The sequence below is a fragment of the Actinoallomurus acanthiterrae genome (assembly GCF_054775715.1).
Genome location: NZ_BAAHCO010000001.1, coordinates 6,705,623 through 6,727,546 on the forward strand (window position 1 = coordinate 6,705,623; position 21,924 = coordinate 6,727,546).

Genomic DNA, 21,924 nt, shown 5'->3' on the forward strand with positions numbered 1-21,924 from the left:
TGAAGATCGACGTCGAGGCGGTGGGCCGCTCCGGCGATCGCCTGTTTCTGGGCGCACGACGGCGAGAGGCCGGGGCCGTGACGGCCCCGGCCTCCGCGATCACTGTGTCAGCCGGCCGCGATGGCGAAGATGCCGATCGCGCCCCGGCTGAGCGACGATGGCAAGGTCACGCTCTGAACCGTCTTGCCGCTGGAGATGGGCAGGGTCTGGGCGAAGACGTACGTCTTCACGTTGTCCTTTCCACTCGTGTGGTTGCGGTACGGAGTGCTGGCCACAGTCACGTTGCCGAACTGCGGCGTGCCTCCGCCACCGGCCAGGGTCCAGTCGCTGAACCCGAGTGAGGCCGTCGACGTCGACCCGTCCGTGTAGGTGATCGTGGCCGTGCCCGACGAGCCTTCCTCGCCCGCGTTGTACGCGCTGCCCAGGAAGCCCAGTTTCGTGGCACCCGCCGGCGCCGTGATCGGGATGGTCTGGCCCCCGACCGTGACGTTGTCCGGCTGTCCGGCCGGGACGTTGGGCCAGGTGTAGGTGATCCCGCCCGACGACACCGACGCGCCCGGCGCCAGGTTCGCCGCCGTCAGCGCCTGCTCCGAGTAGCTCCAGCCTCCTCCGTCGTAGTTCGCCGAAGTGGGGGCACTGTCGTCGCTGATGCCGGTGTTGTCGGAGAACGGCGCCAGATCGCCCGGCTTAGCGACGATCACCGACAGCGCCGCCGGCAGGATGCGGCCCTGCGGACTGGTCAAGGAGAACTGCACCGGGTAGTTCCCGTCCGTGTCACCCGCCTTGACCGTGATGTCCACCGAGGCGCTGCCGCCCGCCGGGACGTTCAAGGTTCCCGAGGACGGGGTGACCGTGATCCCCGACGGGACCGTGGCCTGCCACGTCACCGCCTGGTCCGACGAGCCCGAGGAGCGCACCGTCAGCGTGCTCTTCCCGGACTCACCCGGCTGCATGATCAGCGAGGACGGACTCGCCGCGCCGGTGGCGGGGAACGTCGGGCCGTACGACGGCGGGGCGTTCTGCGCGCCCGTGCCCCACGAGGTCTCCGAGGAGCTCATCGTCCAGTCCACCGTCGAGCCCTTGGCGAGGGTCGAGAACGGCACGGACAGCTTGCTGTTGGGCTTGCCGTTGATCTTCTGGGACTTCACGTAGTACGTGGACGCCGAGGCGCCCGGAGCGTTGATCTTGATGGTCTTGCCGCTCGGCAGCGTGATCGTCGCGTGCGGGAAGCCAGGGCTGCCGAAGACCAGCGTGTCGCTACCCGGGTTCTCCGGGAACATTCCAAGCATCGCCCAGACGAACGCGGAGCTGTTGGCCCCGAGGTCGTCGTTGTCGGGCAGGCCCGACGGGCCGGGCAGGTAGAGCCCGTACCGCAGGGTGTTGACGGCCTGCTGGGCACCGGCCGGGTCGCCGGCGTAGTCCGGCGCGTACTCCTCACCCGAGCCGAACTCATTCGACAGCTGGGCGTACTCGCCATAGCCGTCCGGGCGGGACAGGAACTTCCGCAGCGCCGGCTTGACCTTGGCGTTGCCGCCGAGCAGCGAGAACAGACCCGCGTAGTTGTTCGGGACGTCCCACAGGTACTCCTCCGCGGTGCCCTCGATGTAGTGGCTGCCCGTCGCCGGCGCGATGCCGGGGAGGAACGCGCCGCTCTGCAGACGAGGCGTCAGGAGTCCGGTGGAGCTGTTGAAGACGTTCACCCAGTTGTTCGCCCGGTCCTCCAGCTTCCTGGCGTTCGCCGAGTCGCCGAGGGCCGCGGCGAAACGCGACAGCGCGAAGTCGGCGTTGTTGTACTCCAGCAGCGAGGAGACCTGGCTGTGCGGGTTGCAGCAGCCGTACTTGCCGTCCTCGGGCAGGTAGCCGTACTTCTCCTCCAGCGCCGTACCCGGGCGGACGTCGTTGACCGTCGTCGCCTGTTTCAGCATCGAGGCCAGCGCGGTCTTCGTGTCGAAGTCCTTGGCCCCGAACGCGTAGTAGTCGGCGATGATCGCGGTGCCCGGGTCGCCCGCCATCACCCAGTTGTCCAGGTGCAGGTAGCCCCACTGCTGGATGATGCCGTTCTCGGCGTAGTAGTTGACCTGCGACTGCGCCTGGTCGCCGGCCTCCTTGGGCGTCAGCATCGCCTGCAACTGAGCGAGCGAGTGATACGTGTCCCAGCCGGAGAACATGCCGTACTGCTGTTTCTGCTTGCCGGTGACCGAGTGCACCTTGACGTCCGAGCCCATGAACTGGCCGTTCACGTCGCTCGTGATGTTCGGCTGGATGAAGTCCTTGTAGAGCAGGCTGTAGAACTGCTGGGTCGTGGCGTACGTGCCGCCGGAGACGTCGATCCGGCGGAGCAGGCTGTTCCACGACGCCTGGGCGGCCTTCTTGACCTGGTCGAAGTTCCAGCCCGGGTTCTCGGTGCGCCAGTTCAGGTTCGCGTTGTCGGTGCTCACGTACGAGACGCCGACCTTCGCCTGTACGGTCGCGTTCTTCGTCGCGTCGAAGGTGACCGACACGGCGTCGGGGCTCGAGCCCGACCCGGTGATGACCTTGGACGCGGTGAAGGGCCGGTCGAAGACGATGTCGTAGTAGAGGGTGTACTGGGCGGAGTCGCCGCAGAAGCCACCGCTCGTCTCCGAGCCCTTGATCTCGTTGTTCCCGACGATCTGGGCGCTGGAGGCGGAGTCGCCGTTCTGGCTGTCCTTCAGCTTGACGAGGAAGCCCGCCTGGTCGGTGGAGGGGAAGGTGAACCGGCCCATCGCGCTGTGCGGGGTCTCGGTGAACTGCGAGGTGATGGTGTCGGGCAGGTTGCTCTGCGCCGAGTAGTAGCCCGCCTGGGCGACCTCGCCGGCGTTGGTGAACGACGTCGTGGCGTCGTTCACGTCGCCGCTGGGCAGGCTGCCGGTGATCGGCAGGATCGGCACGTCCCCGGCCGCGCCGCATCCGGGGCCGCTGACGTGCGTCAGGCTGTAGCCGGTGAGCTGCTCGTCACCGTAGTTGTAGCCGCCGCCCGCGTTCCGGTGCGGCATCGTGTCGGGGCTCCACTGGACCATGCCGTACGGCACGTCGGCACCGGGGAAGGTGTTGCCGCCGCCGGTCGTCCACGTACGCGTGTCGACGAGCGAGGCGGGGTCGCTCACGGCCGCGAGGGTGGAGGTGTCACGGGCGGCCTTCGGCAATGCCTTGGCCGCGAGGGGTTTCGGACAGTTGGTCAGACGTCCGCCGGGCCCCTTGACGCAGGTGGCCGTACGGGCGTGGCTGAGCGGGGATCCAAGACTGGGCGAAGGGTGCGGGACCTGCGCCAGGGCGGGGGTGCCGCTGCCGATGGACGCCGCCGTGACCAGTGCCACGGCAGTCGCCAGGAGCGCCGCCGGTCTCCTCATCGTCTCTCCTATCGGGAGATCACTGACAACTGACAACGTTGTCATTCCACGGCATCGTGAACCCCGACCCAGAAGACGGTCAACCTTGTGCGGTTAATGACATACCGGGCGTCCTAAACCGGACAAACGGTGGACAAAAGCGGCACCACGTGCGGCCGTGGCACGCAAGATCGAGCAGGGCGCCATGGGCCCAGGTCGGCAGCACCGGCGCGTGGTCGGCGAGGGTGCCCCCTCACAGCTCTGCGGAACCGCCCCGTGTACCTGGTGGGCAACAGCTACGGGGGGATCCTCGCGGCGCGGATGGCGGTGACCGTACCGGACCGGGTCGCCGGGCTGGTGCTGATCGAGGGCCGCGTTCGGGCCGCTGCTCAACGCCGCGCACGCCCGTGACTCCGGTATCCGCAGCACGCCACGTGGAATGACGGCGCACCCGAACGACGATCGCCGCCCGGCACGAGGGATGCCTGGGCGGCTTGTTCGGTCATGCCGCGAGACCACCGGCGGCGGCCCCGACGGCCTGGGGGCCGTCGGGGCGGTGTCTGTTCGGGGTGGGGTCGCTGTCACTTGTGGGCGACCATTGGGATGGTCGGCCGGGGCGCCCGCTGCGGAGTGGCGCGCCGGGCCTTGGCGGCCAGGGTTCCGGTGCGGGCCAGCAGCATCGCCAGGGACAGGAAGATCAGGCCATCGGTGAGAGCGCCGACGGTGATGTGGTTCGTCATCGCCCACTGGACGAGCTGCCTGCTGAAGACGTGGGTGGCTCCGTAGGCGAAGTAGATGCGGCCGCCGACGACCGCGATCCAGATCAGCGCGTACGCCAGGCCGGCCCGAGAGGTGACCTTCCCCGTTCGGTCGTCGTGGGAGACGCGCATCGCGGCGGCTGCGAGTACACCCAGGGCCAGTCCCGCCGCCCCGAGGGCGACCTCGAGCACCAGGCCGTTGCCGGAGGTGGCCGCGCCCTTGAGGAAGAAGGGGACGATGACGGCCGCGGCGATGAACGGGCGGACCAGCCGCAGCACGGTGACTTTGCGGCGGCCGAGGTCGGAGATCAGCACCATGAAGAGGATGACGAGGTTGGGGATCAAGACGCTGGCGTCCACGGGAGCTCCTTGGTGAGCGGGTCGGTGTGGTGCGGGTCGGCCGGTCTGTGTGGTGCTGGTCGGCCGGTCTGTGTGGTGCGCTTACCTGGACAACGCTAGGTAGCGACCCCCTGCCGGGGCGTCTGCCTGGGGGTGGACACCGGGTGGAGGCCGGGTAGAGACCGTCGCGTATACCCGGAGTCCACCGCCCACGTCATCCGCTACCGCCCGGACTGGTCCATATGCCGAGGCGGATGGGGGAAGGGCGGATACGTTGACTGCGTGCTTCGCTCTCTCACCGCGCGCGGGAGTCCCGCAGCCATCACGGGCTCGAGCGTGCCCCCGGTGCTGAATGCCGTACGGACGCTCGTCCTCGTGGTGGCGCTCTTCACGGTCCCCCTCGCACATCCGCGTCTGGGAGCAGGCGGCAGTGGCAAGGCTCTCGCCGTCGCACTGGTCGTCACCGCCGTCGGCTACATCGGCTGGTTGGTGGTCGCCCGGCGCAGCGAGCGCCTGACGGTCGCGGCACTGGCCGTGTTGGGAGCGGCCGGCGGCGTACTCGCCGGAGTGTCTCCGCTCAGTACGGCCGTCGCGGTCGGCTGCGTGGTGACCTCGGCCGCGGGCGTCACGCTGAGCACCGAGGCATCGCTGGCCATCACCGCGGAGACCGTGGCGGCGTTCCTCGTCGCGGGCCTGGCGACCCGGGCGCCGACCGAGACGCTGCTCGGCTACCCGCTCACGTTCATCGGCCTGTGGGCGTTCGGCCTGACCCGACATGCCTACCTGCTCAGGGCCGTACAGGCCGAGCACACGCTCGCCGAGGCCCGCCGCGCACACGAGGCCGAGACCCACGCCGCCGCGCTCGCCGAACGGGCCAGGATCGCCAGGGAGATCCATGACGTACTCGCCCACTCGCTCGCGGCGGTGTCGGTGAACCTGCAGGCGGCCGAGGGACTGCTGGGCGCTCTGCCCCCCGGACCTCCCGAGCTCGCCAAGGCGATCGAGTGCATCGGCCGCGCCGGTGTCTTCACCAGAGAAGGACTGGCGGACGCCCGCAGGGCGATCCTGGCACTGCGCGACGACGCCGCGCCGCTGCCGGACCAGCTTTCGGCGCTGGCCGAGGAATACCAGGCCGACGGTGACGTGCCCGTCGACTTCACCGCCACCGGGCCGCCGCGCCCGGTCACCGCGGAGGTCGGCCTGGCCGCCTACCGGACCATGCAAGAGGCGCTGACCAACGCACGCAAGCACGCACCAGGGCAGCCGGTCGGATGTTCCCTCGAGTTCACTCCGACGGAGGTCGTGGTCCGGATCGTCAACCCGCTCCCGGCAGAGACCGGCGCCGGGCCACTCGCGGCCACGGGCGCCGGATACGGGCTCACCGGGCTGCGGGAACGTGCCGCGCTGGGCGGGGGCACGCTAACGGCCGGGCCGGTCGAGGAGGAGTGGCAGGTATGCCTGAGGATTCCGGCATGAGTTCCGAGAATTCCGGTGATTCGGTCAGCGTCATCGTCGCCGACGACCAGTCCGCGGTGCGCGAGGGCCTGGCGGCGCTGCTCAGTACGCTGCCCGGCATCATCGTGGCGGGTCAGGCGGCGGACGGCGACGCCGCGGTGGACCTTGTCGCGGCGGTGAGCCCGCAGGTCGTGCTCATGGACCTGAACATGCCCGGCTGCGACGGCGTGGCCGCGACACGCCGCATCACCGCCGACCATCCGGGCACCCGCGTCGTCGTCCTCACCACCTACGCCGACGACGAATCCATCATCGGCGCCCTCCAGGCCGGAGCCCTCGGCTACCTGACCAAAGACGCGACGAGGGCCGAAATCGGCCGAGCCGTACTGGCCGCCGCGGCCGGTCAGGCGATCCTCGACCCCGGAGTCCAGAAGCGCCTCCTGTCAGCCGCAACCCGCGCAACCGACCCCCCAACCCCAGACGAGGCAGATCTCACCCCCCGCGAGGCCGAGGTCCTCCGTCTCATCGCAGCAGGCCAGTCCAACCGCGAGATCGCCCGAACCCTCTTCGTCAGCGAGGGAACAGTCAAAACCCACGTGAACCGCATCTTCGCCAAAACCGGCTCCCGCGACCGCGCCCAAGCCACCCGCTACGCCTACACCCACGGCTACACCGACCCCGCCCCCTGAACCCCCACAGGACCCCGCCCCTAAACCCCGCGCAGCAACTCGATGGCAGCGAACCGCCCCCGACCGCCGCGCCGGGAGTCCCCGACATGCCGCCCGTACGGGGCCTCAGGCGAGCGTGCAGGTGTTGGCCGGGTCGCCGGTGGCCGCGCGGGGGACGGTGGCGCTCGGCGGCGGGGTCGTCCCGTGACCGGTCCAGTCCTCCAGGGCCGCGAACGCGGTGTGGAAGCACGGCAGCATCGGCCGCAGCAGGTCCGGGTGGGCGTCGTACAGCCCGTCGACGTGGTTGCCGCCCTCGATCCGGTAGTACCGGTGCAGCCCGCCACGCCCCTGGGCGCGGATGAGCCGGTCGTACAGGTCTGAGTCGCGGGCGATGGGCAGCAGCGTGTCGAGGGTGCCGTGCAGGGTGATGAGGGGCCGGCCGATCCGTCCGGTGAGGGCGACGCGTCGTACGGCGCGGTGCACCGAGCGGGGCCTGCTCGCGTAGTCGTAGTCGGCGTCGCAGCCGGGGGTGCCGGAGGCGCAGTACGGTGTGCCCGCCTCGACGGGCGCGCTGAAGGCGGGGTCGAACTCCTGTCGGTAGATCCGCTGGGTGAGGTCCCAGTAGACCTTCTCGTGGTAATCCCACAGCGGCTCGGAGCCGGGCGCGAACCCGGCGCGCAGCAGCGCGGCGTGCGCCCTCGGGTCACCGGTCGCGGCGTAGCGGGGATACTCGCGCAGCGCGGTCGGCAGGAAGGTCAGCGGGGTGGGACCTTCGGCCCGCCAGAGCGTGCCCTCCCAGTCCAGGCCGCCGTCGAACAGGCCGGGGTGGTTCTCCAGCTGCCAGCGCACCAGGTAGCCGCCGTTGGAGACGCCCGCGGCGAGGGTCCGGGCCGGCGGACGGCCGTACCTACGCGCCACGACGGCCTTGGCGGCGACGGTCAGCTGGGTGAGTCGCCGGTTCCACTCGGCGACGGCGTCGCCGGGTCGGGCGCCGTCGCGGTAGAACTGGGAGCCGGTGTTGCCCTTGTCGGTCGCCGCGTACGCGTAGCCGCGCGCCAGCACCCAGTCGGAGATGGTGAAGTCGTTCGCGTACTGGCGGCGGTTGCCCGGGGATCCGGCGACGACGAGTCCGCCGGTCCAGTGCTCGGGCAGGCGGATGACGAACTGGGCGTCGTGGTTCCAGCCGTTGTTCGTGTTGGTGGTGGAGGTGTCAGAGAAGTAGCCGTCGACCTGCCGGCCGGGCACGCCGCGCGGGTTGCGCGCGCCGGCGGGCTGCAGGCCGGCCCAGTCGGCGGGCACGGTGTGGCCGGAGGCCACCGTCCCGGCCGTGGTCAGGTCGTCCAGGCAGGCGGTGACCTGCCGCTCCGCGCCGGGGACGGCGACCGCGGGACACGCGGCGGCGCCGGCCGCGCAGGGTGGGGAATGGCCGTGACCGCCGCCACGGCGATCGTCGCGGCGGTCACGGCGAGGAGCTGACGTGGCATGCGCGCCTCGGTTCGTCGGGGTCGGGAAGCACCGTGCCGTCATGGTGACGGCGCGTGCCGGGCCGGTCGACGGGGCGGGCGGCCACAATCGCGAGCCGCGATGTGTCGCCCGCCCCCATGCCCGCGTCTAGACGCGCCGGTCGAGGATGAGCGGGGCGGCGGTCGACTCGCGGACCTGCCCGGTCGTCACGCCGGGCGCGGTCTCGCGCAGCACCAGCCCGTCCGGTGTGACGTCGATGACGGCCAGGTCGGTGATGATCCGGTCGACCACGCGCCGCCCGGTCAGCGGCAGCGTGCACTCCTGGAGGATCTTCGGTGTCCCGTCGCGGGCGAGGTGTTCCATCAAGGCGATGACGCGGCGCGCCCCGTGGACCAGGTCCATCGCCCCGCCCATCCCCTTGATCAGCTTGCCGGGGATCGTCCAGTTCGCCAGGTCGCCGCGGGCCGACACCTGCATCGCGCCCAGGACGGCCGCGTCCAGCCGCCCGCCGCGGATCAGCCCGAATGACAGGGCCGAGTCGAAGAACGACGCGCCCGGCGACACGGTGACCGTCTCCTTGCCCGCGTTGATCAGGTCCGGGTCGACCTGCTCCTCGGCCGGGTACGGGCCGACGCCGAGGACGCCGTTCTCACTGTGCAGCACCACCTCGACCCCGGCGGGCAGGTGCTCGGGGATCAGCGTCGGCAGCCCGATGCCGAGGTTGACGTAGGAACCGTCGGCCAGTTCCCGCGCCGCGCGCGCCGCCAGCTGCGGCCGGGTCAGGCCCCTCACGACACCCTCCGGCGCTCGATCGGCTTGGCGGTGTCCTCGACGTGCACGACACGGTCGACGAAGACCCCTGGCAAGTGCACCTCGTCGGGCGGCAGCCGGTCCTCGAACCGTTCGACCTGGGCGATCGTGACGCGCGCGGCCATCGCGGCGAGTGGGTTGAAGTTACGAGCCGTGGCGTGGAAGGCGAGATTGCCGTACCGGTCGCCCCGGGCGGCGTGCACGAGTCCGAAGTCGGTGGTGATGGCCTCTTCGAGGACGTGGTCGCGCCCGCCGAACTCCCGGACCTCCCGGGCGGGTGAGGCGACCGCGACCGCCCCCTCAGGCGTGTACCGCCAGGGCAGGCCGCCGTCGGCGACCTGGGTGCCCACCCCGGCCGGGGTGTAGAAGGCGGGGATCCCGCAGCCGCCGGCGCGCAGCCGTTCGGCGAGCGTGCCCTGCGGCACCAGCTCGACCTCCAGCTCACCGGCCAGATAGCGGCGCGCGAACTCCTTGTTCTCCCCCACGTACGACGCGGTCATCCGTGCGATGCGGCCGGCGGCCAGCAGCACGCCCAGGCCCTGGTCGTCGACGCCGCAGTTGTTGGAGACCACGCGCAGGCCCGTGGCCCCCTGCCGCAGCAGCGCACCGATCAACTCCATGGGGACCCCGCACAACCCGAAGCCCCCGACGGCGAGTGAGGCGCCGTCCGGGATGCCGGCCACCGCCGCATCCGGGGTGCTCACCTGCTTGTCCATGCTTCACCTCCGTGTCGGAGCCCGACCGTAGGCGGCCAGGAGGCGGGCGGGTACGTCGCCGGCGCACATATCCGCACGTCGCGGTGTGTGCCCCGCGGCCGCCCAGGCCGCCTGGTGTGGCCGGACGCCATGGGAACGCCGGTGAATGTGGTGCCGGGCCACATGGATCCGGCCCGGATGGCTGCCTAGTGTTCCGCGTCATCCGCACCGGTGAACCGGCCGTAACCCGCCGGTGACCGGCACGACACGCCAAGGAGGGCGAATGGGCACTCCCGTCCCCGGGCCCCCGATTCTCACGGCACGAAGCCTGGCGAAGGACTTCCGGGGTTTTCGCGCGGTGGACGGGGTCGACCTGGACGTCGCCGAGGGTGCGGTGCACGCGCTCGTCGGCCCGAACGGCGCCGGCAAGACGACGTTGTTCCACCTGCTGACCGGCTTCCACCGGCCCAGTGCCGGCAACATCCGGCTCGGCGACCGGGACCTGACCGGCAAGAGCCCCGAGCAGGTGGCCCGGCACGGCGTGGCGCGCTCGTTCCAGATCACCAGCCTGTTCGCGCAGCTGACCCCGCGCGAGCACCTGGAGCTGGCGCTGCAGGCCGGCACGAGCCTGGGCTGGCGGTTCTGGCGGTCCGACCGGGCCCTGGGCCGGTTCTCCGGCCGTGCGCTGGAGCTGCTGGAGCAGGTCGGGCTCGCCGCGCACGCGGACGAGCCGGCGGGCGCGCTCGCCTACGGCCGCAAGCGCGCCCTGGAGCTGGCGCTGGCCCTGGCCCTGGATCCGCGGGTGCTCCTGCTGGACGAGCCGACCGCCGGGATGGGCACGGAGGACATCGACCGGACCGTCGCGCTGATCGAGGAGGTCCGCGCGGGCCGGACCGTCGTCATGGTCGAGCACAACATGACCGTCGTGGCCACCCTCGCCGACCGCGTCACGGTCCTGCAGGCCGGGCGGGTGCTGGTCGAGGGCTCCTACGCCCAGGTCCGCCACGACCCCCGCGTGATCAGTGCCTACCTGGGAGACGCCCATGCTGCGCATTGAGGACCTGTCGGCCTGGTACGGCGAGGCCCGCGTGCTTCGCGACGTGTCGCTGAACGTCGCCGAAGGCGAGATCGTCACGCTGGTCGGCCGCAACGGCGCGGGCAAGACGACGCTGCTGCGCTGCGTCATGGGCCTGCACACCGCCCGCGCCGCCGGCGCCATCGGCTTCCTCGGCGCGGACCTGGCCCGCCTGCCCGCGCACCGGCGGGTCCGCCGCGGCCTGGGCTACGTGCCCGACGACCGGGGCGTCTACGCCACGCTCACCGTCGAGGAGAACCTGACGCTCCCGCCGCCCGCCGGGCCGCGGCCGTGGTCACTGGAGCAGGTGTACGAGACGTTTCCCCGGCTGCGGGAGCGCCGCCGCTCCCCTGGCACGAAGCTGTCCGGCGGCGAGCAGCAGATGCTGGCGCTGGCCCGGGTGCTGCGGATGGGCGCGCGGCTGCTGCTGTGCGACGAGCCGACCGAGGGCCTGTCGCCGCTGATCGTCCAGCAGATCGGCGCGATCCTGCGCGACGTCAAAGACCAGGGCGTCACCGTCCTGCTCGTCGAGCAGAACCTCCACTTCGCCGCCACGGTCGCCGACCGGCACTACCTGCTGGCCGAGGGCCGGATCGTCCGGTCGCTGGGCAACGACGAGATCCGCGCCCGCGAACACGAGCTGCTGGAACACCTCGGGATCTGAGAGGACCCCATCACCGATGAGGAGACACATGAGAACTCTGGGCGCGGCGGCCGCGGTGACGGTCGCGGGAGCGTTGCTCGCGGGATGCGCGGGCGGACCCGGCGGGGGCGGTGGGAAGATCAGCGGCGGAAAGGTCGTGCTGGCCGTCCTCAACGACCAGTCCGGCATCTACTCCCAGCTGTCCGGGCAGGGCAGTGTCACGGCGGTGCGCCTGGCCATCGCCGACTACCAGGCCCGGTACGGCGCGAAGGCGGTCGCCAAGAAGATCGACGTCGTCTCCGCCGACCACCAGAACAAGCCCGACATCGCCAACAGCAAGGCCCAGGAGCTGTACGACCGGCGGCAGGCCGACGTCATCCTGGACGTGCCGACCTCATCGGCCGCGCTCGCCGTCGCGAACGTCGCCAAGGCCCGCAAGAAGCTGTTCTTCGACGTGTCGGCCGCCACCACCGAGCTGGAGGGCGCGCAGTGCAACAAGTACACCTTCCACTACGGCTACAACAGCTACATGCTGGCCAACGGGACCGGCGGCACCGTCACCCACGACGGCGCGAAGAACTGGTACATCGTCTACCCGGACTACGCCTTCGGGCAGGACATGAACAAGAGCTTCACCACGGCCGTACGCGGCGCGGGCGGCACTGTGGTGAAGAGCGACCCGGCGCCGTTCCCCAACGACAACTTCTCCTCGTTCCTGCTCAAGGCGCCCTCCCTGAACCCGAAGCCGCAGGTGCTGGGCGCCATGCAGGCCGGCGGTGACCTGGTCAACCTCGTCAAGCAGTACAACGAGTACCGGCTGCGCGACAAGGGCATCGGTCTGGCCGTGGGCCTGATGTTCCTCACCGACATCCACTCCCTCGGCCCGGACGCGCTGGCCGGCACGAAGTTCACCGACCCCTGGTACTGGAACGCCGACGCCACCAACCGGGCCTGGGCCGACAAGTTCCAGGCCAAGACCGGCAGGCGCCCCACGTTCGCCAACGCCGCGAACTACTCGGCGGCCCTGCAGTACCTGGAGGCGGTCCAGCGCGCCGGCACCGACAAGTCCGACGCCGTGGTCAAGCAGCTCGAGGGCGCGAAGGTCGACGACGCGTTCACCCGCGGCGGCACCATCCGCGCCGCCGACCACCTGCTGACCCACGACGTGTCCCTGGCCCAGGTCAAGGCGGGCAAGGACGTCACCGAGCCGTGGGACTACGAGAAGGTCCTGTCCACCGTCCCGGCCGCCCGGGCGTTCCAGCCCCCGTCCTCCGCCTGCCGGCTCGGCTGAACCGGCCCGCCGCCCCGTGGCCGGCCGACGGGCAGACCCCCAGGAGGTCACCGTGTTGCAACAGGCCTTCAACGGCCTGGTCGGCGGCGCGTTCTACGCGCTGCTCGCCCTCGGCCTGTCGGTCATCTTCGGCATGCTCGGCGTGGTCAACTTCGCCCACGGCGCGTTCTACATGCTCGGCGCCTTCGGCACGTACGTCCTGCTGGACTCCTTCGGCGTGAACTTCTGGGTCGCGCTGGCCGTCGTGCCCCTCGTCCTGGGCGCCGCCGGGGTGCTGGTCGAGCGGCTGTTCGTGCGGCGGCTCGCCGGCCTCGACCCCCTGTACGGGTTCCTGTTCACGTTCGGGCTGGCGCTGATCCTGCAGGACGCGGTCAAACGCGAGTACGGCGTGCAGTCCCAGCCCTACCCGCAGCCGGCGGCGCTGTCCGGCTCCCTGGACCTGGGCCTGTTCGACTACCCGGCGTACCAGGTGTTCGTGCTGGCCCTGTCGGTGCTGGTTTGCGCGGCGACCTGGCTGGCGCTGACCCGCACCCGGGTCGGGGTGATCGTACGGGCGGCGACCGAGCGCCCGGAGCTGACCCGGGCGCTGGGCATCGACGTCGGCCGCTGGGTCGCGCCGGTGTTCGGGTTCGGGATCGCGCTGGCGGGTCTGGCCGGGGTGCTGGCCGCGCCCATGCGCGCCGTCAACCCGCTCATGGGCGCCGATCTGATCATCACCGTGTTCGCGGTCGTGGTCATCGGCGGCCTCGGATCGATCTTCGGGTCGGTGGCGGCCGGGTTCGGGATCGGGCTGGTGTCGGCGCTCGGCAACCTGTACGTGCCGGCGCTGTCCCAGACGCTGGTGTTCATCGTGATGGCCGCCGTCCTGCTGTGGCGTCCGGCCGGGCTGTTCGGCCGCGAGGAGGCCGCCCTGTGATCATCTCCCGTCTCGCGGCCCGCCCGGTCCCGCTCGTCGCCGGGCTGCTCATCGCCCTGGCCCTGCCCTGGATGATCTATCCGCCGGTCGCGCTCGACATCGCCTGCTGGGCACTGTTCGCCGCGGCGGTCGACCTGCTGCTCGGCTTCACCGGGCTGCTGCCGTTCGGCCACGCCGCCTTCTGGGGCGGCTCGGCGTACGTCACCGGCCTGATCGCTCTGCACGCCGGGCTGCCGTTCCCGGTCGCCGTGCTGGGCGGGACCGTCGCCGCCGCGGTGCTGGCGGTGCCCATCGGGTACCTGTCGGCCCGGCTGCGCGGCATCTACTTCGCGATGGTCACCCTGGCGTTCGCGCAGGTGGTGTACTTCGTGGCCAACCAGTGGCGCGGCCTGACCGGCGGGGAGAACGGCCTGCAGGGCATCCCCCGCAAGTTCTTCGGGATCGACCTGTCCGACCCGTTCTTCTTCTACTACGCGGGCCTGCCGTTCGTGGTGGTGGGGCTGCTGGCGGCCTGGCGCATCGTGCGCTCCCCGTTCGGACGGGTCCTAGTCGCCGTCCGCGACAACCCCGCCCGCGCCCAGGCCCTCGGCTATCCGGTGGCCCGCTACAAGCTGGCCGCGTTCGTGCTGTCGGCGGCGCTGTCCGGGCTCGCCGGCGGCCTCTTCGCGATCGGCCACGGGTTCGCCTCGCTGGACGAGGTGTACTGGACCACCTCCGGCCAGGTCGTGATGATGGTCGTTCTGGGCGGGATCGGCACCTTGTGGGGCGGCGCGTTCGGCGCGGCGCTGATCGTCGAGCTCGACGACTACCTTTCCACGGCCGGGTTCCAGGAGATCGGCCTGGTCACCGGCATCATCTTCGTGGTGATCGTGCTGGTGTTCCGCCGCGGCGTGTGGGGCACCGTCCGCGACGTCCTGCGGGCCCGCGCCGCCCGGCCCGCGCCCGGACCGCCGCCGGAAGAGCCGCGGACGGCGGCCGACCCGGTGGACGCGCCGGCCCGCCCCTCCCGGTAGCCCCGCCTCGAACACCCGCGCCGCCCGACAGCCACCGCCTCGGACACCCGCCCTGCCCGATAGCCGCCGCCTCGGACGTCCGGCCCCGCGATCCGGCGGCCGGTGTCCGCCCTCTCCCCTCCCGCCGCAGGCAACCCGCGGCGCGCATCCGAAGGAGCATGACGTGGCCGTGCCCACCGACACTGTGATCTCCAGACCGTCCGGCGATCCGGACCTGTCCGGGCGCCGCGCCCTGGTGACCGGGGCCGCCGGCGGCATCGGCCTGGCCTGCGCCCGGCGACTCGCCGCCGCCGGTGCCGACCTGCTCATCGTCGACGTACGTGAGGACGCCGCACGCGCCGCAGCCGCCGAACTCGGCGGCCGGGCCCTCGGCGTCGACCTGTCCGACCCCGACGCGGTCGAGGACGTCGACTGCGACGGCGTCGACATCCTGGTCAACAACGCCGGCCTGCAGCACGTCGCCCCGGTCACCGAGTTCCCCCCGGACACCTTCGCCCGCATCCAGCGGATCATGGTGGAGGCGCCGTTCCGGCTGGCCCGCCGTGCCCTGCCCGGCATGTACGAACGCCGCTGGGGGCGCGTCGTGAACATCTCCTCCATCCACGGCCATCGCGCCTCCCCTTACAAGGCCGCCTACGTCACCGCCAAGCACGCCCTGGAGGGCCTGTCGAAGGTGATCGCCCTGGAGGCCGCCCCGTACGGCGTGACCGCCAACTGCGTCAGCCCCGCGTACGTCCGGACGCCGCTGGTGGAGGAGCAGATCGCCGATCAGGCCGCCGCTCACGGCCTGGACTCCGGGCAGGTCATCGACCAGATCATGCTCGCCAAGGCCGCGATCCGCCGCCTCATCGAGCCCGACGAGGTCGCCGCCCTCGTCGCCTACCTGTGCTCCCCGGCGGCGGCCATGGTCACCGGTTCGTCCCTCACCATCGACGGCGGCTGGACCGCGCACTGAAAATGACCGTCATGAGCTGCGACGTCTTCCTCGACCTGCTGGCACGCGAGGCCTCGGCCGCCGAGTTCGAGGCGCCCGTGCTGGAGGCCCGCGTCGGCGGGGCGGACCCGGGCGTGCTCGCGGAACTGGAGACGACCAAGCGCGCCGCCCTGCGCGTACGGTCGCTGCTGGAACACCGCGCCCGCCGTGAGGCCGAGCTCGCCGCCCTGTTCGACACCGCCAGCGACCTGGCCGGCTTGCGCGGCCTCGACGCGGTCCTGGAGGCGATCGTGCGCCGTGCCCGCCGGCTCCTGGGCGCCGACGTGTCGTACATGACCCTCACCGACGACGACCGCGGCGACACCTGCATGCGGGTGACCGACGGATCGGTGTCGGCGGCGTTCCGCGCCCTGCGCATTCCCTTCGCGCCGGCCTGGCGGGCCTGGTCGCCCAGACCGGCACCCCCTACAGCAGCGCCGACTACTTCGCCGACGAGCGGTTCCGTCACCGCGCCTACATCGACGCGGCGGTGCAGGAAGAGGATCTGGTGGCGATCCTGGGCGTCCCGATGCGCCTGGGCTCACGTGTCATCGGTGTGCTGTTCGCCTCCAACCGCAGCGCCCGACCGTTCGTGCCCGAGGAGGTCGCGCTGCTGGGTTCCCTGGCAGCCCACGCGGCCATCGCCATCGACAACGCCCGCCTCCTCGACGAGACCCGCGGGGCTCTGGAAGAGCTCAGCGCTGCCAACGAGCTCATCAAGGCGCGCAGCGCGGCGGTGGAGCGCGCCGCCCAGGCCCACGACCGGATGACGAACCTGGTCGTACGCGGCGGCGGCGTCCAGGACGTCGCGGAGGTCATCATCGACGTGCTCGGCGGCGCGCTGCTCGTCCGAGACGCCGAACGCCGCCGGTTGGCCGCCGTCGGCGCGATCGGCGAACCCGACGACGACGTCGTCGCCGAGGCGGCGGCCGCGTCCCGGTCTCTGGGCCGCGCCGTGCAGCGCGGACGGCTGTGGATCGCCTCGATCGCCACCGGCGCCGAAATGCTCGGCACCATCATCCTGCGCACCCCCGAAGCCGGGGAGCTGTCAGCCAGCGACCAGCGGATCCTCGAACGCGGCGCCCTGGTCACCGCGCTGCTGCTGCTGTTCCGCCGCAGCGTCGCCGAGGCCGAGGGCCGGGTCCGCGGCGAGCTGCTGGACGACCTGCTCACCGGCCGCGCCACCGACGTCGACGCGCTGCGGGCCCGCGCCCGCCTGGTCGGCGTCGACCTCGGCGCCCCATGTGTCCTGCTCGTCGTCCGCCACGACGGAGACCGGCAGCGCGCCGCGTTCTGGGCCGCCTCCTACGCCTCGGCCGCCGGTGGGCTGGCCGCCGCGCGCGGCGAGGAGATCGTGCTGCTGCTGCCCGGCCTGGATCCGGGCGCCGCCGCCCGCCGTGTCGCCAAGGAGTGCGGCACCGCCCTCGGTACGCCGGCGACGGCCGGGGCGGTCGGTCCCGTCCAGGGGGCTGCCGAGGTCGCGGCGGCCCATCGCGAGGCGGGCCGCTGCGCCGACGCGCTCCTCGCCCTCGGCCGCGCCGGGCAGGGGGCCGGCGCCACCGAACTCGGCTTCGTCGGCCTGCTCGTGGGCGACGGCAGAGACGTCACCGGCTTCCTGACCTCCACGCTCGGCCCCGTCATGGACTACGACCGGCGTCGCGGCACCAAGCTCGTACGGACCCTGGAGGTCTACTTCGAGGCCGGCGGGAGCCTGTCGCGGGCGGCCGAGCGCCTGCATGTCCACGTCAACACCGTCACCCAGCGCCTGGACCGGGTCGGCAAGCTGCTCGGCGAACGCTGGCAGTCCCCGGAGCACGCGCTGGAGATCCAGCTCGCGCTCCGACTGCGCCGCCTCACCGTCCTCGGCGACGCGGACGGTCACCGGGACGCGCCTCGGGGTGACGGCGACCGAGGAACCGCATTGCGCGGGCGCCCGGCTACTGTTTCCATCCGGCCGCGATCCGTGAACCCGCAGCGCGTCCTAGAGTTCACGCTGAATAGCCGACACCAGGCCGCGTGATGGGATGTAAGGGGCTGACAGGCGTGCGATGGCGGGACAGTGCGGGGGCTCCGTGCCGGTTGCGGCAGCAGCGGCTGGCCTGGAAGCGGTGGGTCAAGCCCGAAATCGCCTTGGACCTTCTTCCCGGTGGTCTCGGTCAGGATCCGATCTCGCTGGTCATCGGCCTCCCGTGCCTCCTGCTCAGCGCGGTGATGGTGCCTCTCTGGCTGGCCGAGCTCGCCTTGCGCCTGCTCCTCGCCCCGGTCGCGGCCGTGCTGCGACTGACCGGGTTGATCCCGTACCGGCTACACCTCTACCGCAAGGGGCAACTCAGCGGCACGTACGCGCCGACGGGCCGCCGTGAGTTGGTGCGCCTGCGTCGGGGGCTGGTCCGCCGCGACCCCGTGGTCTGACCCCCAGCCACTCACCCCACCGACCCAAGGTCCCGAAGTCCACGAGCCCGGCCGGCCCGCAGGGCAAGGTGGCCACACGACGGCCGGCCCACCGGGCCGGCCGTCCGCCTATTGCCTGCCGAGGTGCTGGACGAGGCGCTCCGCGAACGCCTGCCGGTCGTTGCTTCGAGGGAATGGTTCGTCGGGAACGGGGACGCCGAGGAACTCACAGAGAGGTTCCCAGCCTTGCCCGATCTCCATGACCAAGAGCCGGGAGGCCGGGATCTCCCTGCGGACCGCCTCGTTGTGCTCGTTGAAAATCCCGATGACATGCTCGGCGTCCTCGAACCGGCCGCCGAATTCGCCGTCCCACACCACTCGGCGGACGACCTCTTGCATCTCGGCGACGAGCGGGTCCGTCGCCGGGGCCGAGACCATGCGGTGGATGCTCCCTTCGACGCTCTCGTACCACTGCCGTGGATCACGGACGGTGAGGATCACCTTCGCGTCGGAGAAGTGGCCGGTGAGCTGCCGCCAGAACCGCGTTCCCGGCCAGTCGACCGTCGCCCGGTAACCGCGATAGACGGCGTCCCAGTCCGCGGCGCCGTCCTGGGCGACCTTCGCCCACAGCTTTCTCTGGTCGGCGCTCTTGCCGAGTTCGTCCATGTGGTGGCAGGGGCCGAAGCCGAGCAGCTCCAGCGCGACTTTAAGGGAAAGTGTGCCGGTACGTCCGAATCCGACACCGATGACATCGAGCACGAGCGCGTCCTCTCGTGAATCCGAAACGCCAGAAACAAGGCAGCTCACCAGAAGATATCAGACTCATATGATATCCATCAAGTAGTTAGAGTCGAGACCGACCCCGAGCATCAGATCTTCGACGCCGACCAGCGAACCCAGAGCCGAAGAACGTATGAGTATCGTATAATATGAGATACGAGCACTCCCGCTCATGCGTAGAAGGTCTTGATCACGAAAGCGAGCCGAAACCGATGAAGCTCACGATCTTCGCTGCGACCGACGGTATCGGCCGGCAACTCCTCGAACAGGCCCTCGCCGCAGGACACGACGTCACCGCGGTCGCACGTAACCCCCGGAACCTGAGCGAAAAGACGCGCGTCGTCACCGCCGATCTCACGGCGGCGGACCCGGCCGTGCTCGCCTCGGCGATCCAGGGAAGCGACGCCGTGCTGTCCGGGCTCGGGCCGCGTAACCCGAGGTCCGAGGCGGGCATCACCTCACGCGGCACCAAGGCCATCGTGACGGCGATGAGGTCCACCGGCGCGCGACGCCTCGTGGTCGTCAGCGCGGCACCGATCGGCACCATCCCCTCCCCCGGCCACCCGAATCCCCCGAAACACGACCCAGGCGACGGGTTCTTCATGCGACACCTGGGAAGCCGGATCGCCGGAGCCATGCTCCGTGCGCACTACGCCGACCTCGCGTTGACGGAGGACATCGTCCGCGACAGCGGCCTGGACTGGACCATCAGCCGGCCGCCGAGGCTCACCGACAAGCCGCTGACCGGTGCCTACCGAACCGCCCGCGGTCAGAACATACGAGGTGGTGCGTTCGTCTCGCGCGCGAACGTCGCCCATCACATGCTCGCCGTGCTCGAGCAACCCGCGACGATCCACCAGATCTTCGGCATCGCCGACTGATGACCTCGGCAACGGACCCAGGCTCACTCCCCGTCGACCACTACAGAGTGTGACATCCTTCAAGTAACCGTTACGTGTCACGCCCAGAGCAGCGCGGAGCCGGGCCTGCCAGAACATCACGCCTGGACGTCCAGCGAGACGCGCGGCGCAAGCACGCGGCGGTCAACGCGGAATTCTTCGACACGGCGTCCGTGGGTTCCCGCTGCGCGCGATCGCCGCGTAGTCCGCACGACGCGCCGGAATCAAACGTGGCCGCTGCGCGCTGGAGTTCGTGTGAAGAAGCTTGGTTTCCTCTCCTTCGGGCACTGGGCGCCGAACCCGCAGTCGCGGACCCGGACCGCCAGTGACTTCCTGCACCAGTCCATCGACCTCGCGGTCGCGGCCGAAGAACTCGGCTTGGACGGGGCGTACTTCCGTGTGCATCACTTCGCCCGCCAGGCGAGCAGCCCGTTCCCGCTCCTCGCCGCGATCGGCACGCGTACCTCGAGGATCGAGATCGGCACCGGCGTGATCGACATGCGGTACGAGAACCCGATGTACATGGCAGAGGACGCCGGCGCGGCCGACCTCATCGCAGACGGCAGGCTGCAACTCGGCATCAGCCGCGGCTCCCCCGAACAGGTGATCGACGGCTGGCGCTACTTCGGCTACGCCCCCGCCGAGGGCGAAACGGACGCCGACATGGCCCGCCGGCACGCCGAGACGTTCCTCACGGTGATCGAGGGCGAGGGCTTCGCGCGGCCGAACCCACGGCCGATGTTCCCCAACCCGCCGGGTCTGCTGCGACTCGAACCGCACTCCGAGGGCCTACGCGACCGCATCTGGTGGGGCTCCGGGTCGAACGCCACCAGCGTATGGGCCGCAAAGCTCGGCATGAACCTGCAGAGTTCCACGCTCAAGGACGATGAGACCGGCGAGCCGCTGCACGTCCAGCAGCGCAAGCAGATCGAGGCGTTCCGCGAGGCATGGAAGGAGGCCGGCCACCGACGGGAGCCGCGGGTATCGGTGAGCCGCAGCATCTTCGCCCTCACGACCGACCTGGACCGTGCCTATTTCGGAAACGACCATAACTCACAAGACCAGATCGGCATGATCGACGAGACGACCAGAGCGATCTTCGGACGGTCGTACGCCGCCGAGCCGGACGTCCTGGTCAAGGAACTCTCCCAGGACGAGGCCATCCAAGCCGCAGACACCCTGCTACTGACCATCCCGAGCCAACTCGGTGTCGACTACAACGCCCACCTGCTGGAGAACATCCTCAAACACGTCGCACCGGACCTCGGATGGCGCTGAACGGCGGAGCGAGATGCCGTAGCGGTTGTCAGTGGATCACGTCGAAGATCTGCTTTTGCAGGCCGTTGGCGTAGACGTCGTGCTCGATGAGCTTCAGTTTCTGGGTGTCCTTGTCCGTGGTGCTGAACAGTCGCTTTCCCCGGCCGCGAGGCCGGTGAGTTCGGCGGCACGGTCGGCCAGCGGGCCACCGATCGACTGCGGCCGATGTCGGAGATCCCGTCGTCGGACAGCCAGGTGCGGTGGCTGTGCCGTTCGTGGAAGGTGAAGCCGGTTGTGTCGTGCCAGCGGGCGAGGTGTAGACGTTCAGGAGCACGCCGGGTTCGGCAGACATCTCCACCGACTCGACGTCCAGGTCGAGCTGGCCCACTACCGGATGGTGCACACGCTTGCGTCCGGACCGGTGGAGCCGAACGTCCTGAGATGCCCACCGCTGCCGAAATAGTTCACTGCGTGTTGACAATTCACCGACTAGGGCGATCAGCTCCTCGTCGTGCGGATTGCGGCCGGCTTCCATGCATAGCTTCGCAGCACATCGCAAGCGATTCGGTCATAGTCGACGAAGAACGTTTTTGCCGCTTCGGGATCCAGATACACGAACCGTGCGGTGTTCGCCGGCCGTCGCGTGTCGGCCAGCACCCGTGAATACAGCGCGCGGGCAAGTTGATTCATGGCCAGCACGTCATAACGGCCGTTGCAAATCCAAGCCGGCGCATCGGTGATGGCGTCGAGTACCTGCTGAAGCGCCGGACGCACCGTCACGGCGGGTCGTCGGCGGCGTGGACCGCTGGGCGCCCTGGACTGCCGCGCAAGGTGGAATAGGTGATCGCGCTCGGCATCGTCAAGTTGCAAGGCAGCTCGCTGACGCGGGCCGCGACCCAATCTTTGTTGATCGACGTCATCTTCACTCCCGTCGCCTGCTTCGGTCACATCATGGACGACGCCACCGACAGCGTTCAGGTCATCGGGGGTGGGCTTCCTCGACAGGTGGTTCGACGCATGGTACGCGAGCGACCCAGATCGATCGCCAGGGCAATCGGTAACTTGAGGGGAATCCCCGTTCTCGAAATGCCGCATGACGTGCATGGGCGTAATAATCGGCACCCGCGCCGTTCGACATCGTCGGCGACCG

At 70.5% G+C, this 21,924-nt stretch carries 19 protein-coding genes and 1 pseudogene; 13 read left to right on the forward strand and 7 right to left on the reverse strand.

The window, feature by feature from the left end; all coding sequences use genetic code 11:
• Window positions 1-107: 107 nt before the first annotated feature.
• A complete protein-coding gene (locus tag ACYVF7_RS31525) occupies window positions 108-3,368 on the reverse strand; it encodes a GH92 family glycosyl hydrolase (protein ID WP_460347908.1) in 3,261 nt (1,086 codons plus the stop codon).
• Between the two features lie 129 nt (window positions 3,369-3,497).
• Between ACYVF7_RS31525 and ACYVF7_RS31530 the strand changes: the two genes are divergently transcribed.
• Window positions 3,498-3,758, forward strand: coding sequence for an alpha/beta fold hydrolase (locus ACYVF7_RS31530; protein ID WP_460347910.1), 261 nt, complete (start codon window positions 3,498-3,500; stop codon window positions 3,756-3,758).
• Window positions 3,759-3,928: 170 nt separating this feature from the next.
• On the opposite strand, the gene ACYVF7_RS31535 is transcribed toward ACYVF7_RS31530, so the two are convergent.
• The gene (locus ACYVF7_RS31535) at window positions 3,929-4,465 is read right to left on the reverse strand and encodes a hypothetical protein (protein WP_460347912.1); all 537 of its coding nucleotides are present in this window, start codon (window positions 4,463-4,465) and stop codon (window positions 3,929-3,931) included.
• 261 nt (window positions 4,466-4,726) lie between these two features.
• Here ACYVF7_RS31535 and ACYVF7_RS31540 point away from each other — a divergent pair, with 261 nt between their 5' ends.
• Window positions 4,727-5,920 carry a sensor histidine kinase gene (locus ACYVF7_RS31540; protein ID WP_460347914.1) on the forward strand — a complete coding sequence of 398 codons (1,194 nt, stop codon included), beginning with the start codon at window positions 4,727-4,729 and terminating at the stop codon, window positions 5,918-5,920.
• Window positions 5,917-6,588 (forward strand): response regulator, encoded by a 672-nt coding sequence (locus ACYVF7_RS31545; protein ID WP_460347916.1) that lies wholly within the window; start codon window positions 5,917-5,919, stop codon window positions 6,586-6,588. The genes ACYVF7_RS31540 and ACYVF7_RS31545 overlap by 4 nt, the downstream gene beginning before the upstream one ends.
• A 105-nt stretch (window positions 6,589-6,693) precedes the next feature.
• Here the strand turns inward: ACYVF7_RS31545 and ACYVF7_RS31550 are convergent, their stop codons facing one another.
• The 3 genes from ACYVF7_RS31550 to ACYVF7_RS31560 form a co-directional block, all read right to left on the reverse strand.
• Window positions 6,694-8,094, reverse strand: a complete 1,401-nt coding sequence (locus ACYVF7_RS31550; RefSeq protein WP_460347918.1) for a tannase/feruloyl esterase family alpha/beta hydrolase — start codon at window positions 8,092-8,094, stop codon at window positions 6,694-6,696.
• A gap of 84 nt (window positions 8,095-8,178) precedes the next feature.
• Entirely contained in the window at window positions 8,179-8,823 is a 645-nt protein-coding gene (locus tag ACYVF7_RS31555) for a 3-oxoacid CoA-transferase subunit B (protein ID WP_460347920.1), read from the reverse strand.
• Window positions 8,820-9,557, reverse strand: coding sequence for a CoA transferase subunit A (locus tag ACYVF7_RS31560; RefSeq protein WP_460347922.1), 738 nt, complete (start codon window positions 9,555-9,557; stop codon window positions 8,820-8,822). Before ACYVF7_RS31560 ends, ACYVF7_RS31555 begins: the two co-directional genes overlap by 4 nt.
• Window positions 9,558-9,819: 262 nt before the next feature.
• Here ACYVF7_RS31560 and ACYVF7_RS31565 point away from each other — a divergent pair, with 262 nt between their 5' ends.
• From ACYVF7_RS31565 to ACYVF7_RS31600, 8 genes are all read left to right on the forward strand, one after another.
• Entirely contained in the window at window positions 9,820-10,593 is a 774-nt protein-coding gene (locus tag ACYVF7_RS31565; RefSeq protein WP_460347924.1) for an ABC transporter ATP-binding protein, read from the forward strand.
• Window positions 10,580-11,275 (forward strand): ABC transporter ATP-binding protein, encoded by a 696-nt coding sequence (locus ACYVF7_RS31570; protein WP_460347926.1) that lies wholly within the window; start codon window positions 10,580-10,582, stop codon window positions 11,273-11,275. Before ACYVF7_RS31565 ends, ACYVF7_RS31570 begins: the two co-directional genes overlap by 14 nt.
• A gap of 28 nt (window positions 11,276-11,303) precedes the next feature.
• Window positions 11,304-12,545, forward strand: coding sequence for an ABC transporter substrate-binding protein (locus ACYVF7_RS31575; RefSeq protein WP_460347928.1), 1,242 nt, complete (start codon window positions 11,304-11,306; stop codon window positions 12,543-12,545).
• Between the two features lie 52 nt (window positions 12,546-12,597).
• Window positions 12,598-13,461, forward strand: coding sequence for a branched-chain amino acid ABC transporter permease (locus ACYVF7_RS31580; protein WP_460347930.1), 864 nt, complete (start codon window positions 12,598-12,600; stop codon window positions 13,459-13,461).
• Window positions 13,458-14,474: a branched-chain amino acid ABC transporter permease gene (locus ACYVF7_RS31585; RefSeq protein WP_460347932.1), complete on the forward strand. Its 1,017-nt coding sequence runs from the start codon at window positions 13,458-13,460 to the stop codon at window positions 14,472-14,474. The genes ACYVF7_RS31580 and ACYVF7_RS31585 overlap by 4 nt, the downstream gene beginning before the upstream one ends.
• 163 nt (window positions 14,475-14,637) lie before the next feature.
• On the forward strand, window positions 14,638-15,429 hold the full coding sequence (locus ACYVF7_RS31590) for a 3-hydroxybutyrate dehydrogenase (RefSeq protein ID WP_460347934.1): 792 nt from the start codon (window positions 14,638-14,640) through the stop codon (window positions 15,427-15,429).
• 364 nt (window positions 15,430-15,793) lie between these two features.
• The gene (locus ACYVF7_RS31595; RefSeq protein WP_460358193.1) at window positions 15,794-17,467 is read left to right on the forward strand and encodes a helix-turn-helix domain-containing protein; all 1,674 of its coding nucleotides are present in this window, start codon (window positions 15,794-15,796) and stop codon (window positions 17,465-17,467) included.
• A 23-nt stretch (window positions 17,468-17,490) separates the two neighbouring features.
• A complete protein-coding gene (locus ACYVF7_RS31600; protein WP_460347936.1) occupies window positions 17,491-17,859 on the forward strand; it encodes a hypothetical protein in 369 nt (122 codons plus the stop codon).
• Window positions 17,860-17,967: 108 nt separating this feature from the next.
• Here the strand turns inward: ACYVF7_RS31600 and ACYVF7_RS31605 are convergent, their stop codons facing one another.
• A complete protein-coding gene (locus ACYVF7_RS31605) occupies window positions 17,968-18,597 on the reverse strand; it encodes a sulfotransferase family protein (protein WP_460347938.1) in 630 nt (209 codons plus the stop codon).
• Window positions 18,598-18,830: 233 nt separating this feature from the next.
• On the opposite strand from ACYVF7_RS31605, the gene ACYVF7_RS31610 reads away from it, so the two are divergent.
• Entirely contained in the window at window positions 18,831-19,499 is a 669-nt protein-coding gene (locus ACYVF7_RS31610; RefSeq protein WP_460347940.1) for an NAD(P)-dependent oxidoreductase, read from the forward strand.
• A 273-nt stretch (window positions 19,500-19,772) separates the two neighbouring features.
• Window positions 19,773-20,795: an LLM class flavin-dependent oxidoreductase gene (locus ACYVF7_RS31615; protein WP_460347942.1), complete on the forward strand. Its 1,023-nt coding sequence runs from the start codon at window positions 19,773-19,775 to the stop codon at window positions 20,793-20,795.
• A gap of 28 nt (window positions 20,796-20,823) precedes the next feature.
• Here the strand turns inward: ACYVF7_RS31615 and ACYVF7_RS31620 are convergent.
• Window positions 20,824-21,878 (reverse strand): annotated as a pseudogene (locus ACYVF7_RS31620) (MmyB family transcriptional regulator).
• Window positions 21,879-21,924: the final 46 nt, after the last annotated feature.

Bases quoted from the DNA above. Each gene is read 5' to 3' on its own strand.
- ACYVF7_RS31525 (WP_460347908.1), bottom strand. From the start codon at position 3,368: ATGAGGAGACCGGCGGCGCTCCTGGCGACTGCCGTGGCACTGGTCACG.
- ACYVF7_RS31570 (WP_460347926.1), top strand. From the start codon at position 10,580: ATGCTGCGCATTGAGGACCTGTCGGCCTGGTACGGCGAGGCCCGCGTG.
- ACYVF7_RS31610 (WP_460347940.1), top strand. From the start codon at position 18,831: ATGAAGCTCACGATCTTCGCTGCGACCGACGGTATCGGCCGGCAACTC.
- ACYVF7_RS31575 (WP_460347928.1), top strand. From the start codon at position 11,304: ATGAGAACTCTGGGCGCGGCGGCCGCGGTGACGGTCGCGGGAGCGTTG.
- ACYVF7_RS31565 (WP_460347924.1), top strand. From the start codon at position 9,820: ATGGGCACTCCCGTCCCCGGGCCCCCGATTCTCACGGCACGAAGCCTG.
- ACYVF7_RS31545 (WP_460347916.1), top strand. From the start codon at position 5,917: ATGAGTTCCGAGAATTCCGGTGATTCGGTCAGCGTCATCGTCGCCGAC.
- ACYVF7_RS31550 (WP_460347918.1), bottom strand. From the start codon at position 8,094: ATGACGGCACGGTGCTTCCCGACCCCGACGAACCGAGGCGCGCATGCC.
- ACYVF7_RS31560 (WP_460347922.1), bottom strand. From the start codon at position 9,557: ATGGACAAGCAGGTGAGCACCCCGGATGCGGCGGTGGCCGGCATCCCG.